At 75.6% G+C, this 14583-nt stretch carries 10 protein-coding genes, 6 tRNA genes and 1 pseudogene; 9 read left to right on the top strand and 8 right to left on the bottom strand.

What is annotated here, in order from left to right; translation table 11 throughout:
* Positions 1-63 precede the first annotated feature (63 nt).
* The 4 genes and pseudogenes from cbiE (at position 64) to AB8735_RS08465 (ending at position 7735) form a co-directional block, all read left to right on the top strand.
* Positions 64-1299 carry a precorrin-6y C5,15-methyltransferase (decarboxylating) subunit CbiE gene (gene cbiE, locus AB8735_RS08480; protein ID WP_372406433.1) on the top strand — a complete coding sequence of 412 codons (1236 nt, stop codon included), beginning with the start codon at positions 64-66 and terminating at the stop codon, positions 1297-1299.
* A gap of 234 nt (positions 1300-1533) precedes the next feature.
* A complete protein-coding gene (cobT, locus tag AB8735_RS08475; protein WP_372406431.1) occupies positions 1534-5157 on the top strand; it encodes a nicotinate-nucleotide--dimethylbenzimidazole phosphoribosyltransferase in 3624 nt (1207 codons plus the stop codon).
* Between the two features lie 496 nt (positions 5158-5653).
* Positions 5654-6880, top strand: a complete 1227-nt coding sequence (gene cobA, locus AB8735_RS08470) for a uroporphyrinogen-III C-methyltransferase (protein WP_372406430.1) — start codon at positions 5654-5656, stop codon at positions 6878-6880.
* Between the two features lie 34 nt (positions 6881-6914).
* Positions 6915-7735 (top strand): annotated as a pseudogene (locus tag AB8735_RS08465) (TrmH family RNA methyltransferase).
* Here AB8735_RS08465 and AB8735_RS08460 read toward each other — a convergent pair.
* Entirely contained in the window at positions 7702-8922 is a 1221-nt protein-coding gene (locus AB8735_RS08460) for a serine/threonine-protein kinase (RefSeq protein WP_372411796.1), read from the bottom strand. The pseudogene AB8735_RS08465 and the gene AB8735_RS08460 sit on opposite strands and share 34 nt — an antisense overlap.
* 587 nt (positions 8923-9509) lie before the next feature.
* Here AB8735_RS08460 and AB8735_RS08455 point away from each other — a divergent pair.
* Positions 9510-9713: a hypothetical protein gene (locus AB8735_RS08455; protein WP_344029482.1), complete on the top strand. Its 204-nt coding sequence runs from the start codon at positions 9510-9512 to the stop codon at positions 9711-9713.
* 218 nt (positions 9714-9931) lie between these two features.
* Here AB8735_RS08455 and AB8735_RS08450 read toward each other — a convergent pair.
* The 6 genes from AB8735_RS08450 to AB8735_RS08425 form a co-directional block, all read right to left on the bottom strand.
* Positions 9932-10003: transfer RNA gene (locus AB8735_RS08450), tRNA-Val, on the bottom strand.
* Positions 10004-10028: 25 nt separating this feature from the next.
* A tRNA-Val gene (locus AB8735_RS08445) sits at positions 10029-10100 on the bottom strand.
* 20 nt (positions 10101-10120) lie between these two features.
* Positions 10121-10192, bottom strand: a tRNA-Val gene (locus AB8735_RS08440).
* 25 nt (positions 10193-10217) lie between these two features.
* Positions 10218-10289, bottom strand: a tRNA-Val gene (locus tag AB8735_RS08435).
* 1 nt (position 10290) lies between these two features.
* Positions 10291-10364 (bottom strand) — tRNA-Cys (locus tag AB8735_RS08430).
* Positions 10365-10398: 34 nt separating this feature from the next.
* Positions 10399-10471 (bottom strand) — tRNA-Gly (locus tag AB8735_RS08425).
* 182 nt (positions 10472-10653) lie between these two features.
* On the opposite strand from AB8735_RS08425, the gene AB8735_RS08420 reads away from it, so the two are divergent.
* From AB8735_RS08420 to AB8735_RS08410, 3 genes are read left to right on the top strand one after another with little or no spacing between them, the layout of a single operon-like run.
* Complete coding sequence (locus AB8735_RS08420) at positions 10654-11715, top strand: chorismate-binding protein (RefSeq protein WP_344029485.1); 1062 nt, start codon at positions 10654-10656, stop codon at positions 11713-11715.
* Positions 11712-12533 (top strand): aminotransferase class IV, encoded by an 822-nt coding sequence (locus AB8735_RS08415; protein ID WP_372406429.1) that lies wholly within the window; start codon positions 11712-11714, stop codon positions 12531-12533. The genes AB8735_RS08420 and AB8735_RS08415 overlap by 4 nt, the downstream gene beginning before the upstream one ends.
* 41 nt (positions 12534-12574) lie before the next feature.
* Positions 12575-13396, top strand: coding sequence for a GNAT family N-acetyltransferase (locus tag AB8735_RS08410; protein WP_372406428.1), 822 nt, complete (start codon positions 12575-12577; stop codon positions 13394-13396).
* Between the two features lie 21 nt (positions 13397-13417).
* On the opposite strand, the gene AB8735_RS08405 is transcribed toward AB8735_RS08410, so the two are convergent.
* On the bottom strand, positions 13418-13933 hold the full coding sequence (locus AB8735_RS08405) for a DsbA family protein (protein WP_344029494.1): 516 nt from the start codon (positions 13931-13933) through the stop codon (positions 13418-13420).
* A gap of 177 nt (positions 13934-14110) precedes the next feature.
* On the opposite strand from AB8735_RS08405, the gene AB8735_RS08400 reads away from it, so the two are divergent.
* Positions 14111-14539 carry a hypothetical protein gene (locus AB8735_RS08400; protein ID WP_344029497.1) on the top strand — a complete coding sequence of 143 codons (429 nt, stop codon included), beginning with the start codon at positions 14111-14113 and terminating at the stop codon, positions 14537-14539.
* Positions 14540-14583 lie beyond the last annotated feature (44 nt).

Below are 14583 nucleotides of genomic sequence, written 5' to 3'. Positions count from 1 at the left end.
TCTCACCATGCCCGCCGACCGGCGGGCCCCGAAGACCCAGACGAGCCCAGGAGACAGACGACGATGGCCGACCGGGTCACGGTGATCGGATGGGACGGCTCACCGCTGACGGACGCGGCCCGCTCCGCCGTGGGCGCCGCCACCCTCGTCGCCGGAGCCGCGCACCACCTGGCGCTGCCCGAGATCCCGCCCGCCGCCGAGCGCGTCCGCCTCGGCAGCGTCGACCTCGCCGCCCGGCGCATCGCCCGGCACCGCGGCACCGCCGTCGTCCTCGCCGACGGGGACCCCGGCTTCTTCGGCGTCGTCCGCACCCTGCGCGCCCCCGAACACGGCCTGGAGGTCGAGGTGGTGCCCGCCGTCTCCTCCGTCGCCACCGCCTTCGCCCGCGCCGGCATGCCCTGGGACGACGCCCAGGTCGTCGTCGCCCACAGCCGCGACCTGCGCCGCGCCGTCAACGTCTGCCGCGCCCACCCCAAGGTCTGCGTCCTCACCTCGCCCGGCGCCGGCCCCGCCGAACTGGCGCTGCTGCTCGGCCCCGTGCACCGCACCTTCGTCATCTGCGAACAGCTCGGCACCGCCCGCGAACGGGTCACCGTGCTCACCTCCGACAAGGTCGCCGACCACGCCTGGCGCGACCCCAACGTCGTCATCGTCATCGGCGGCCAGGGCACGGAGGACCCGGCCGGCGCACCCGGCGGGCGCGCCACGGGCGGCTGGATCGCCGGCCGCGACCCCGGCCGGCTCCCCGGCCCGCGCGGCTGGGCGCTGCCCGCCGACGCCTATGGGAGCGCCCCCGGCGAGGGCGAGGGCGCCGAGCTGCGCGCCGCCCAACTCGCCCGGCTCGGGCCCCGCGTCGGCGACCTCGTCTGGGACATCGGCTCCGGCAACGGCGCCGCCGCCGTCGAGGCCGCGCGGTTCGGCGCGGCCGTCATCGCCGTCGACCGCGACGCGGACGCCTGCGGACGCGCGACCGCCGTCGCCCGTCACTACGGCGTCCAGCTCCAGGTCGTCCACGGCACCGCCCCGGTCGTCCTGGAGGACCTCCCCGAGCCCGATGTCGTCCGCGTCGGCGGCGGTGGCGCGCCCGTCGTCGCCGCCTGCGCCGACCGCCGCCCCGAGGCGATCGTCACCCACGCCGCGACCCGCGACGAGGCCGAGGCCGTCGGCCGGGTCCTCGCCGAGCGCGGATACGCGGTCGACTGCACCCTGCTCCAGGCCGTGGAACTCGACACCGAGGCCTGGGCGGAGCGCGAACGGGCCGTTACCTTCCTGTTGAGCGGCCGTCGTCCGCACCTCTGATCCCGCACCCGTGATCCCGACCGGCCGGGCGGGCGGTAGGCTGGCGGATCGTTGTGCGGCGGCCCGGTGTCTAACACCACAGGCACCAATGTCCCGGACGCGCCACCTTTTTGGCGGCGCGCACGGCAGGGTGGCACCGGGACGGTACGCCAACGTGCCGCGAGACATGGACGCTCGTTCTTGCTATGGGCGTGAGCGGTTGGAAGGAGCACTACCGATGGGCGAGGGGTACGCATGACCGACACCGGCCGGTTCCCGGGAGAGGGACAGCCGGAGAACGCAGGCGCGACACCCGGGCACCCGCTCACCGCGGACGCCGCGGCTCCTGCCGACACCGGAGTCCCGACAGTCCCCACCGTCCCGCCGGCGCCTCAGGCACCTCAGGCGCCGATGACGGGACCCTCCACCTACGCGTTCCTCGCCGACGGGGACGGCACCGACGAGGACGACCTGCTGCTGATGCCGGGCGCCCAGGGCGCCTGGATGGAGCAGCCCTCCGCACAGGGCGGCACCCACGAGACGGGCGGCCGGGACACCGGCGCGGCCGTCTTCGAGGAGGTCCGCACCCCGCCGGCGGCGCCCGCCGCGCCCCGCCGGCCCCTGCACATGGGCCCGCCCGACCCGTCCTCCAACGGCCTCGTGCGCTCGCTGGCCGACCGCGGCCCGGCCGCGCCCCAGCAGCCGGTGGGCTCGCCGGTCCCGCAGCCGCCGACGGCCGCCCCCGGACCCGAGTACCTCGACGCGCCGCGCGCCGAGGAAGTGCCGCGCCCCGACGGGCCGGTGGCGCAGCCGGGCATATGGGACGCCCAGCCGGAGACGCCCGCGGCACCGGCGGACGGGCCCGTGGCCGAGCCCGTCGTGGCCTTCGTCCCGCCGCAGAGCACCGGCGCGCCGCCGGTCGCGGCGGCCCCGTCCGAAGGCCCGGCCGAGGTCCCGTCCGACGCACCGTCGGACGTCGCCCCCGCCGCCGAGCCGGTGCCGTCCGTGCCCGCGCAGCTCGCCCCCGTGGACCTCGTCCAGCCGGAGGCCGGGCCGCAGCCGGAGACGGTGCCGCCGGCGCGTACGCCCGCGCCCGAGGAGACCCCGGCACCGGCGCCCGCCGAACAGGCTGCCGTCGCTCCGGAGCCGGTTGCTCCCGCTGCCCCGGTGGCCGCGGAGCCCATGACTCCGGCTGCGCCCGAGCCTGTTGCTCCCGCTGCTCCCGTGGTCGCCGAGCCGGCTGTCCCGGTTGCTGCCGAGCCGGCTGCCGCCATGGTCGGCGAGCCCGCTGCCCCGGTCGTGGCCGAGGTGGTCGTGGCCGAGGCCGCCGTGGCCGCGGAGGCCGTTGCCGCCGCCGAGCCGGTGGCTCATGCACCGGTGGCACAGCCGGAGCCCGCGCCTGCGGCCGCTCCCGCGGCGGTGGAGGAGCAGCCGTCCGCGCCCGTCGAGCCGTCCGCGCCCGTCGAGCCGTCCGTGGCCGCGGAACCCGCGGCCCCGGTCGCCGCCGCCGTTGCGCCCGCCGAGGCCCCGGCGGAGACGGCCGCACCGGTTTCCGCCGAGGCGGCCCCGGTTCCGGCCCCGGCCGAGGCTCCGGCGCCCGCCGAGGCCCCCGTCACCGCCGCGGTGCCCGCCGCCGCACCGGAGGCCGTCCAGGAGGCGGTCCAGGTCTCCGAGCCCGCGCCGCCGCAGCCCCAGGTCACCGAGGCGCCGACGGCCGTACCCGAGGCCCCCGTTCAGCCGCAGCCCGTCGCCGTGGCCGAACCGGCCCCGGCCCCCGCCGCCGAACCCGCCCCGCAGCAGGCCCCCGTGGCGGACGCGCCGCAGGTGCCCGCCGCCCCGGTGCCCGCCGTCGTCGAGCCGGAGCCCCAGGCCCCGGCAGCCGCCCCCGCCGAGGCGGAGCCGCAGGCCGAAGCGGCCGAGGCCGCTGAGCCCGCCCCGCAGCAGCCCGTCGCCGAGGAGCCGGCGCAGGCAACCGCCGAGGCCCCCGAGGAGCCCGAGGGGCCCGCCGCCGAGGCGGCCCCGCTCCTCGCCCTCGTCGAGGACGAGCCCCCGGCCGCGGAGGCCGACCAGGCCGATCAGGCCGATCAGGCCGACCAGGACGGGCCCGCCGCCGTGGAACAGGCCGAGCCCGCCCTCCCGTTGGGCCCGCCCGCCGACGGCTACGCGGCCGCCGAGCGGGAGGCCGTGCACCGGGTCATGCGCGAGCGCCGCGACATCCGCAACGGCTTCCGCCCCGACCCCATCCCGCACGACGTCCTGCTGCGCGTCCTGGAGGCCGCGCACACGGCGCCGAGCGTCGGGCACTCCCAGCCCTGGGACTTCGTCGTCATCCGCTCCGCCGAGACCCGGCGGACGATGCACGAGCTGGCCGAGCGGCAGCGCGTCGCGTACGCCGACTCGCTGCCGAAGGCGCGGGCGAAGCAGTTCAGGGAGATGAAGATCGAGGCCATCCTCGACACGCCCGTCAACATCGTCGTCACCGCCGACCCCACTCGTGGCGGCCGGCACACCCTGGGCCGGCACACCCAGCCGCAGATGGCCCCGTACTCGTCGGCCCTCGCCGTCGAGAACCTCTGGCTCGCGGCCCGCGCCGAGGGCCTCGGCGTCGGCTGGGTCAGCTTCTTCGACGAACGCGAGATGGTGCGCGAACTCGGCCTCCCCGAGCACCTGGAGGTCGTCGCCTACCTGTGCGTCGGGTACGTGGACGAGTTCCCGGACGAGCCCGAGCTGATGCAGGCAGGCTGGTCCAAGCGCCGTCCGCTGTCCTGGGTGGTGCACGAGGAGACGTACGGCCGCCGCGCGCTGCCCGGCGAGGACCCGCACGACCTGCTCGCCGAGACGCTGCGCGGCATCCGCCCGCTGGACGCCAAGGCGCTCGGCGAGGCGTGGGAGCGGCAGAAGCGGATGACCAAGCCGTCGGGCGCGCTCGGCATGCTGGAGATCATCTCCGCCCAGCTGTGCGGCCTGTCGCGCAAGTGCCCGCCGCCGATCCCGGAGCCCGCCGCCGTCGCGATCTTCGCGGGCGACCACGGCGTGCACGCCCAGGGCGTCACCGCGTGGCCCCAGGAGGTCACCTCGCAGATGGTCGCCAACTTCCTGGGCGGCGGGGCGGTCTGCAACGCCTTCGCCAACCAGGTCGGCGCCGAGGTCTGCGTGGTGGACGTGGGTGTGGCCGGCGACCTGCCGAGCCGTCCCGGTCTGCTGCCGCGCAAGGTCCGCCCGGGAACGGCCGACTTCACCATCGGCCCGGCGATGACCCGCGAGGAGGCGCTGCGCGCCGTCGAGGTGGGCATCGAGACCGCCCGCGACCTGATCACCGCCGGCAACAAGGCGCTGCTGACGGGCGAGATGGGCATCGCCAACACCACGGTGTCGGCCGCCCTCGTCTCCGTCTACACCGGCGCGGACCCGGCCGAGGTCACCGGGCGCGGCACCGGCATCAACGACGAGATGCACGCCCGCAAGGTGGACGTGGTCCGCCGGGCGCTGGAGCTGCACCGCCCCGACCCCGAGGACCCGATCGGCGTGCTCGCCGCCGTCGGCGGTCTCGAACACGCCGCGCTGGTCGGCCTGATCCTGGGCGGCGCCTCGCTGCGCACCCCGGTGATCCTCGACGGCGTGAGCGCCGGGGCCGCCGCCCTGGTGGCCCGCGCCATCGCCCCCGAGGCCCTGGCGGCCTGCATCGCCGGCCACCGCAGCGCCGAGCCCGGCCACGTCGCGGCCCTCACCAAGCTGGGCCTCCGCCCGCTGGTGGACCTCGACCTGCGCCTGGGCGAGGGCACGGGCGCCCTGCTCGCCCTGCCGGTGGTGCAGAGCGCGGCACGGGCGATGCACGAGGTGGCGACGTTCGACAGCGCGGGCGTGGCGGAGAAGGGGTAGCCGCTCCGCGGGTCTGCGGCACGCCGCAGGTCGCGTTCGTCCTCAAACGCCGGGCGGCTGGTTTCCGCGCCCGGGCGCGAAATTCAGCCCGTCCGGCGTTTGAGGACTGGGGGTGCCCCCTCTGGGGGAGCCCGAAGGGCGCTTCGGGGGCCAGGGGCGAAGCCCCCAAGCGGGGCCCAGGGGCGCAGCTCCGGTCAGGGCTCAGCGGGCGCAACCGAGCAGGGGCCCGGCAGGCGCAACCCGAGCGGGGGCCAGGGGGCGCAGCCCCCGGTGGGGCGCAGGGGCGAAGCCCCGCACCCGCGCGGAGCGCGGGCCCGGCCCCACCGCGCGGAGCGCGGGCCCCCGCGCGCGGCAGCGCGCAAGCGGGTTGCGAAGGGGCGCAGCCCCTGCGGAAACGGCGAAAGGGCGGGTCAGGGGCACAATCCCCCCAACCACCCGCACCCCCCGCCGCGTAGGGTATGACCAACCCCCTGACCAGCAAGGAGAGCCGCACCCCATGGCCGAGCAACCCGCCCTCGCCGCCTACCCCGTCGGATTGCGGCTCGCCGGCCGCCGCGTCGTCGTCCTCGGTGGCGGCCAGGTCGCCCAGCGCCGCCTCCCGTCGCTGATCGCGGCCGGCGCCGACGTCCTCCTCGTCTCGCCCTCAGCCACCCCCTCCGTCGAGGCCATGGCCGAGGCCGGCGAACTGCGCTGGGAGCGCCGCCGCTACCGCGAGGGCGACCTGGACGGCGCCTGGTACGCCCTGATCTCCACCGACGACCCCGAGGCCAACCGCACCGCCTCCGCCGAGGCCGAGGCCCGCCGCGTCTGGGCGGTCCGCAGCGACGACGCCGAGGCCGCCACCGCGTGGACCCCGGCCACCGGCCGCAGCGAGGGCGTGACCGTCGCCGTGCTCACCGGCCAGGACCCGCGCCGCTCCGCCGCCGTGCGCGACGCCGTCGTCGAGGGCCTGCGCGACGGCACGATCGCCGCCCCGCACCACCGCGAACCCGCCGTGCGCCCCGGCAGTGTCGCCCTCGTCGGCGGCGGCCCCGGCGACCCCGACCTGATCACGGTCCGCGGCCGCCGGCTGCTCGCCGCGGCCGACGTCGTCATCGCCGACCGGCTCGGCCCGCGCGACCTGCTCGACGAACTCCCGCCGCACGTCGAGGTCATCGACGCGGCGAAGATCCCGTACGGCCGCTTCATGGCCCAGGAGGCCATCAACGCCGCGCTGATCGAGCACGCCAAGGCCGGCAAGGCCGTCGTCCGCCTCAAGGGCGGCGACCCGTTCGTCTTCGGCCGCGGCAAGGAGGAGGCCGAGGCGCTCGCCGAGCACGGCATCCCCGTCACGGTCGTTCCCGGCATCTCCAGCTCCATCAGCGTCCCGGGCGCGGCCGGAATCCCCGTCACCCACCGCGGCGTGGCCCACGAGTTCACCGTCCTCAGCGGTCACGTCGCCCCCGACGACCCGCGCTCCCTGGTCGACTGGGCGGCCGTCGCCAAGCTCCGCGGCACCCTCGTGCTGCTGATGTCGGTGGAGAAGATCGGCGCCATCGCCGAGACCCTCGTCCGCCACGGGCGGGACGCCGAAACCCCCGTCGCGGTCATCCAGGAGGGCACCACCGCCGCCCAGCGCCGGGTGGACGCGACGCTGGCCACGGTGGGGGAGCGGATAAAGGAAGAGGGCATACGCCCGCCCGCCGTCATCGTCATAGGCGATGTCGTGGCCGTCGGCCGCTGACCCCACACCCCACACGAGCAAGGCAGTTCACCCCATGGCCGAAACGATTGCCATCGACGACCCCGACGACCCGCGGCTGGCCGACTACACCGGCCTGACCGACGTCGAGCTGCGCCGCCGCCGCGAGCCCGCCGAGGGGCTGTTCATCGCCGAGGGCGCGAGAAGGTCGTCCGCCGCGCCCTCCAGGCCGGCTACGCGATGCGCTCGATGCTCCTCACCCCCAAGTGGGCGGACGTCATGCGCGACGTCATCGACGCCTCCGGCGCGCCCGTCTACGTCGTCACCCCCGAGCTCGCCGAGCGGGTGACGGGCTATCACGTGCACCGCGGAGCCCTCGCCTCCATGCACCGCTCCCCGCTGCCGGACACCGCCGACCTGCTGCGCACCGCGCGCCGCGTCGCCGTCATGGAGGCCGTGAACGACCACACCAACATCGGCGCCATCTTCCGCAGCGCCGCGGCCCTGGGCATGGACGCCGTCCTGCTCTCCCCGGACTGCGCCGACCCCCTCTACCGGAGGTCGGTCAAGGTGTCCATGGGCGCCGTCTTCTCCGTCCCCTACGCCCGCCTGGAGAGCTGGCCGCAGGACCTGGAGACGCTCCGGACGGCGGGCTTCCGGGTGCTGGCCCTGACCCCGGACGAGAAGGCCGTCCCCCTGGACGAGGCCGCGCCGCACCGCATGGAACGGGTCGCCCTGATGCTCGGCGCGGAGGGCACCGGACTGTCCGCCAAGGCCCTGCGGGCGGCGGACGAATGGGTGCGCATCCCCATGGCCCACGGAGTGGACTCGCTCAACGTCGGCGCGGCGGCCGCCGTCGCGTTCTACGCGGTGGCGTCGGGACGTCCGCAGGACTGAGGGTCCGCCGCGGCGGTCGCGCACGCCCGCCGCTCCAGCCCGGCGGACTTCTTGGGCCCGTCACAGCCCTGCGCCGCCGCGATGCCCAGCGCGACCAGCAGCGTCACCACGACGAAGACGATCAGCCGCTGACGCAGCAGCCGCGGGTCCGGGCGCCGTACGCCCGCGCCCGGCCGCACGGGCTTCTGCTGCCCCGGGCGGCGCCTGGGCCCCGCGGGGCGCGGGGGCGCGGGCTGACGGGCCGTCGGGGCGACCCCGGCGGACGGACGGGGCTCGGTGGACTGCTGGGCGTACTCCGCGGGCCGGCGGGCCGACGGCCGCTCCGGCTCCCGGCGCGAGGGCACCCGGCGGGCCTCGGGCGCCCCATGGGCCTCACGCGCCGCGATCTCCTTGAGCCGCAGCGACAGCTGGAGCGTGCTCGGCCGCTCCTCCGGGTCCTTGGCCAGGCATGCCAGGATCAGCGGGGCCAGCGCATCCGGAACGCCCGTCAGCTGCGGTTCCTCGTGCACCACCCGGTAGAGCATGACCTCCGAACTGCCCTGCCCGAAGGGGGAGTCCGCGGTCGAGGCGTAGGAGAGGGTCGCGCCCAGCGCGAAGACGTCCGTGGCCGGCGTCACGGCCGCGCCCCGCACCTGCTCCGGCGCGAGGAACCCCGGGGAACCGACGGCCGTCCCGACGTGCGTCAGGGTGCTCGCCCCGGTCGCCCAGGCGATACCGAAGTCGATGATCCGGGGGCCCTTGGGGGAGAGCAGGATGTTCGAGGGCTTCAGGTCGCGGTGGACCACCCCCGCGTCGTGCACGGCCAGCAGCCCCTCGGCCAACGCCGCCCCGATGGAGGCGGTCTGAGCCGCCGACAGGGGACCCTCCTCGGTCACCTTGTCGTGCAGCGAGGGCCCCGGCACATACTGCGTCGCGAACCACGGCCGCTCCGCGTCCAGGTCCGCGGCCACCAGCCGGGCCGTGCAGCCGCCGCGGATCCGCCGGGCCGCCGACACCTCGCGGGCGAACCGCGAGCGGAACTCCTCGTCCTCGGCGAGATCCGGCCGGATCACCTTCAGCGCCACCCGCTGGCCGCGCTTGTCCGAACCCAGGTACACCACGCCCATGCCGCCCGCGCCCAGCCGGCGGTGGAGCCGGAACGAGCCGACGACACGCGGGTCCTCGCGCCGGAGCCGCATCATCGTCATCTTCATCCCCGCTGCCGGTCCTGCTGACGAGCCACAGCTTACGGATAGACGGGCGGCCGCGCTGCGAGGCCGCGCATGCGTCGGCGGGACGATTGCGGGCGCCGGACACGGTCCGCGCCGGCCCGTCCCGGCCGGGCGGCGGCCCAGGCCCCCGTTTCCTCCGCACCGTCAAGAGGCCCGTTCCACAGGGGGATTGACCGCGCGACGGACCGCCTTCCCGGGGCGATCTTGAACCCCGGGCGCCGGCTCCGGACACCTGACGCAGCGTCCGGCGGACCTCGCCGGGGGCGCACGGGGACGGCGCACGGTCGCGCGGCGGAAGTGATCGAAGTCACCCCGGAGCGACCCCTCGGGGAAGACCCCGGGATCCGGTGCGCCCTTCTCCACCCAGGGGAGTACCCACCCCCTCCGGCGTCCTCCTCGGGAAGGCGGTGCAAGGGGTACGCGGGCATGACGCCCCCGAGCGGCCCCGCCGCCTACCGTGGAGGACGAGCGGCGGGCGCATCACTCGTCCCCCGAGGCAGGACGCCCGCCGCCGTCGGCATCGCGGCACCGGCCGGGCGGACAGGGACGGGAGGGAGAGGGCGATGGAGCAGTCGGGACGACGGGCGGTCCGGGAGCGGAGCCACCCCACCGCCGACGTCTTCGGCGACCTCTCCTCCGGTACCCGGCACCCTTTGGTCGCCCTGGCCATGGTGCTGCCCGTGGCGGCCGTGCTGGCCGTCGTCTTCGGCGGTTGGGACACCGCCGTCGCACAAGCGTCGTCCGTGGCCGGAATGCTGGGGCGCTGAGCGCCCCGGACCCGGGAGAGCGGCCCGGGTCGGGGACGAGCCGGTCAACAGCCCCGTGGGGACGGGGGTGCGGCGGACGGCATGGCGGGCCGGGCACCTGGGGAGGTGCCCGGCCCGCCGTACGTATGCGCCCCGACGGCGGTCGGAGAGCGGCAGGAAGGCGGCAGGAAAACGGCCGAGGGGCCGGAGCCGAAGCCCCGGCCCCTCGGCCGACTGTGTGCGCGATACTGGGATTGAACCAGTGACCTCTTCCGTGTCAGGGAAGCGCTCTCCCGCTGAGCTAATCGCGCGGGCAAGATCCATGTGGATCCCGAGTGGACGATACTGGGATTGAACCAGTGACCTCTTCCGTGTCAGGGAAGCGCTCTCCCGCTGAGCTAATCGTCCGGGAAGGTGCGAACACCTCGTGCGCGATACTGGGATTGAACCAGTGACCTCTTCCGTGTCAGGGAAGCGCTCTCCCGCTGAGCTAATCGCGCGGGCAAGATCCATGTGGATCCCGAGTGGACGATACTGGGATTGAACCAGTGACCTCTTCCGTGTCAGGGAAGCGCTCTCCCGCTGAGCTAATCGTCCTTGGAGGTGGAGACGGGATTTGAACCCGTGTAGACGGCTTTGCAGGCCGTTGCCTCGCCTCTCGGCCACTCCACCAGGAGTGCGGGGGTTCGGGAAGATCCCCCACTCGAGCGGACAACGAGACTCGAACTCGCGACATCCACCTTGGCAAGGTGGTGCTCTACCAACTGAGCTATGTCCGCATGCATCCCCCGGACCTTGATCCGGAAGCTGCCCCGCCGTTTCGCTTCCGCGTCCCGGCGACGTGTTGAACTCTAGCGGATTCCGGCGCCAGCTCAAATTCCGTTTCCGCAGCGTGCTGCCGTGATCCCCGCTCCGACTCGGCCCCGCGCCCCCGCGGCGACCTCGCCATAGACTCGTTGACGTGCATCACCTCCCCCCGATGGCCCGCTTCGGCGGCCTCCTCGCCACTGATCTGCGCGACGTCACGAGCGACCCGGCGGCACTGGACTCCCGAGGCTGGTGGGCGGTGGTCGCGGACTTCGGGGGAGGCGTCCGGTGCGCCCGCTTCGGCGACGTACGGCCCGCCCCCGCCCCGGCCCCCGCACGCTGGCACGGCCCCGCCCCCGAGGACTGGACGACCTCCCTGGACCGCGCCGCCTACCTCGCGGGCGTCGCCCGCGTGCGCGAGCACATCGCGGACGGCACGGTCTACCAGGTCAACCTCTGCCGCGTGCTGAGCGCCCGGCTGCCCGACCCGGACGCCGCGGACGTCGACGCCCTCACCGCCCGCCTCGCCGAGGGCAACCCGGCTCCCTACGCCGGCACCGTCCGGCTGCCCGCCCATGGCATCGAGGTGGCCACCGCCTCCCCGGAGCTCTTCCTGCACCGCAACGGCCGCACCGTGGAGTCCGGCCCCATCAAGGGCACCGGCCGCACCACCGCCGACCTCACGGAGAAGGACCACGCCGAGAACGTGATGATCGTGGACCTGGTCCGCAACGACCTGGGGCGCGTCTGCGACACCGGCTCCGTGACCGTCCCCGGCCTCTGCGTCACCGAGGAGCACCCCGGCCTCGTCCACCTCGTCTCCACCGTCCGCGGCGAACTCGCCCCCGACGCCGGCTGGCCCGAGCTGCTCGCCGCCACCTTCCCGCCCGGCTCCGTCACCGGCGCCCCCAAGGGCAGCGCCCTGCGGATCATCGACGAACTGGAACGGGCACCGCGCGGGCCCTACTGCGGCGGCATCGGCTGGGTCGACGCCGACCGCGGCACCGGCGAACTCGCCGTCGGCATCCGCACGTTCTGGATCGACCGGGACGAGCCCGGCGGCCCCGCCCTGAAGTTCGGCACCGGCGCCGGCATCACCTGGGGCTCCGACGCCGAGGACGAGTGGGCCGAGACCGAACTCAAGGCCGCCCGCCTCCTGGCGATAGCGTCGGGAACCCGGTCGGAAAGCGGCTCGTCCCCAGGGAGGCAACGATGACGATCTGGATCGACGGATCCCTGCGCGCCGGCCCGGACGCCCGCGTCTCGGCGTTCGACCACGGACTCACGGTCGGCGACGGCGTCTTCGAGACCCTCAAGGCGGTGGACGGCCGCCCCTTCGCCCTCACCCGCCACCTCGACCGCCTCGCCGGCTCCGCCCGCGGCCTGGGACTGCCCGAGCCGGACCGCGACGAGGTCCGCCGCGCCTGCGCCGCCGTCCTCGCTGCCGGGCCCGCACCGCTCGCCCTGCTGCGGATCACCTACACCGGAGGGATCGCCCCGCTCGGCTCCGCGCGCGGCGACGGCCGCCCCACCCTCGTCGTCGCCCTGGCCGAGTCCTCGCGCCGGCCCGACACCACGGCCGCCGTCACCGTCCCCTGGACCCGCAACGAGCGCGGCGCCCTCGCCGGACTCAAGACCACCTCGTACGCCGAGAACGTCGTCGCCCTGGCCCGCGCCCGCGAACAGGGCGCCACCGAGGCCCTGTTCGCCAACACGACGGGCGCGCTCTGCGAGGGCACCGGCTCCAACGTCTTCGTCGTCCTCGACGGCGAGCTGCACACCCCGCCCCTCGCCTCCGGCTGCCTCGCCGGCATCACCCGCGCCCTCGTCGCCGAGTGGACCGGCGCCCACGAGACCGAGCTGCCCCTGGACGCCCTCGACCGGGCCGAGGAGGTCTTCCTGACCTCCACCCTCCGCGACGTCCAGGCCCTCCGCTCCGTCGACGGCCGCACCCTGCCGGGCGCCCCGGGCCCGGTCACCGCCAAGGCCATGCGGATCTTCGACGAGCGCTCGGCCGCGGACAACGACCCGTAAAGCGCGGGACATGCCGGGGAAAGGGTGGGTAGAACACCTCCGTGACCACCACCCTGCGGCCCACCGCGCCGGAGCGGCGCACCGACGACGGCGCCCGGTCCCGTCTCTACGACATCTGCGTCAACGGCCGGCCCGTCGGCAGGGTCCTCCTCACCACGGACCCGTACGCCGACGGCCCCGCCGGGCGCATAGACCGGCTGGAGGTCGACCCGCGGGACCGGCACCGCGGGCGCGGCACCGTCGCCGCGCTCGCCGCCGAGGAGGTGCTGCGCGGCTGGGGGTGCCGCTGGGTGGAGACCGCGATCCCGGCCGAGGCCCGCACCGCGCTCGGCCTGGCCACGGCCCTCGGGTACACCGAGCATGCCCGGGTGCTGACCAAGCGCCTGACCCTGCCCCCCGCCCTGCCGGCGGGCAGCACGGTGCGTCCGCTGGAGGAGGCCGCCTTCCCCGCCTGGCTGGCGGCCGAGGAGGCCGCGTACGCCGAGACCTGGACCGCCCGCGGGCTCACCCCCGACGAGGCCGCCGCCCGCAGCGCCCGGGCCCACGCCACGGCCTTCCCCCGGGGACACGCGACCCCCGGCCCCGTCCTGCGGGTCCTCTCCCACGAGGGCACCGACGTCGGCACCCTCTGGCTCGAACAGCGCGGCGAGTCCGGCTACGTCGTCGTCGTACGGGTCGCCCCCGGCCACCGCGGAAACGGGCACGGCCGCACCCTGATGCTCACCGCCGAGCGCGAGACCCTCGCCATGAAGCTGAGCAGGCTCCACCTCTCCGTGGCCGCCGGCAACACCCCGGCCCGGCGGCTCTACGCCTCGCTGGGCTACCGGCCCTTCGTCCTGAACCTGTCCAAACCGCTGCTCTAGACCCGGTCCGCCGGGCCCGGCTCAGGCCGCCAGCAGCCGGTCGGCGATCTCCTCGATCCGCTCCCGCAGCCCCTCCTGGGACTCCCCGCCGTCCAGCCGCTCCCCGCCGATCACATACGTCGGCGTGCCCGTCACCCCGATCGCCTTGCCCTCGGCCTGGTCGGCGTCCACGATCAGCATGTGCCGCCCGTCGATCAGCGCGGTGTCCACCTCCTCGGCGTCCACCCCCAGCTCCTTTGCCACCGCGGTCAGCACGTCCTCGCCGCGCGCCCCCAGCTCCTCGGCCCGGGCCAGCACGGCCTCCGCGAACGGCCAGCCCAGCCCCTGGACCGCGGCCTCCTCGGCGGCCTGCGCCGCCGCGTAGGCGTGCGGGTGCTTCGCCAGCGGGAAGTGCCGCAGCCGGATCTCCATCCGGCCGCCGTAACGGGCGCGCAGCGCGCGCAGGTCCTCCAGGGCGGTGCGGCAGTCGGTGCACGCCAGGTCGCACCAGACGTCGAGGACCGCGGACGGGGTGGCAGGGCTGTTGGTCTCGCTCATGGGACCAGTCTCCCAGCCCCGCCCCGCGGAGGAGATCCCGGACCGGGGATCTCTGACCTGGGGAGGAGGGGCGCCCCGAGACGACCCGGAGTTCTCCCGGATCCGCCGCCCGGCCGTGGCACCCGCGCACACGGCCGGTGCAGGATGGACGCAGTACCCCATCGTCAGGAGGACCGGATGCTGACCTCGACCGTATGTGCCGCGGTGTCCGCGGGCGGCCTGGGGATCGCCCTGCTGACGGCCTGGCGCAAGCGTTTCCTCGCCGCCGCACGGATCGCCGCCTACGCCCTGATCCCCATCGGGCTCGTCATGACCGGGATCATCGACTGGGTCGTGGGCCTGGTCTTCAAGCCCACCGTCTGGGCGGGCTTCGGCGTCCTCGCGCTCTCCGCCCTGCTCTTCCTGGTCGTCCGCGCCGCCGAGCGCCGCGGCACCGGCCGCAAGGACCGCGGGAGCGCCACCGGCCCCGAGGCCGTCGCCCCCGCCGCCTCCGCCCCCTCCCTGGGCCCGGCCCGCACCCCCAAGCCCGCCGCACCGAAGGGGCGGAAGGATAGCGGGGAGGACTTCTCCGACATCGAGGCAATCCTCAAAAAGCACGGGATCTGACGAACACCTCCACACGGACGGCCTGTTGAGGCCGCGCGCTGCGC

The sequence above is a fragment of the Streptomyces luteireticuli genome (assembly GCF_041519305.1).
Classification (GTDB): Bacteria; Actinomycetota; Actinomycetes; order Streptomycetales; family Streptomycetaceae; genus Streptomyces; species Streptomyces luteireticuli.
The sequence above is the reverse complement of the archived record's forward strand: the minus strand, read 5'-3'. Positions and strand labels throughout refer to the sequence as shown.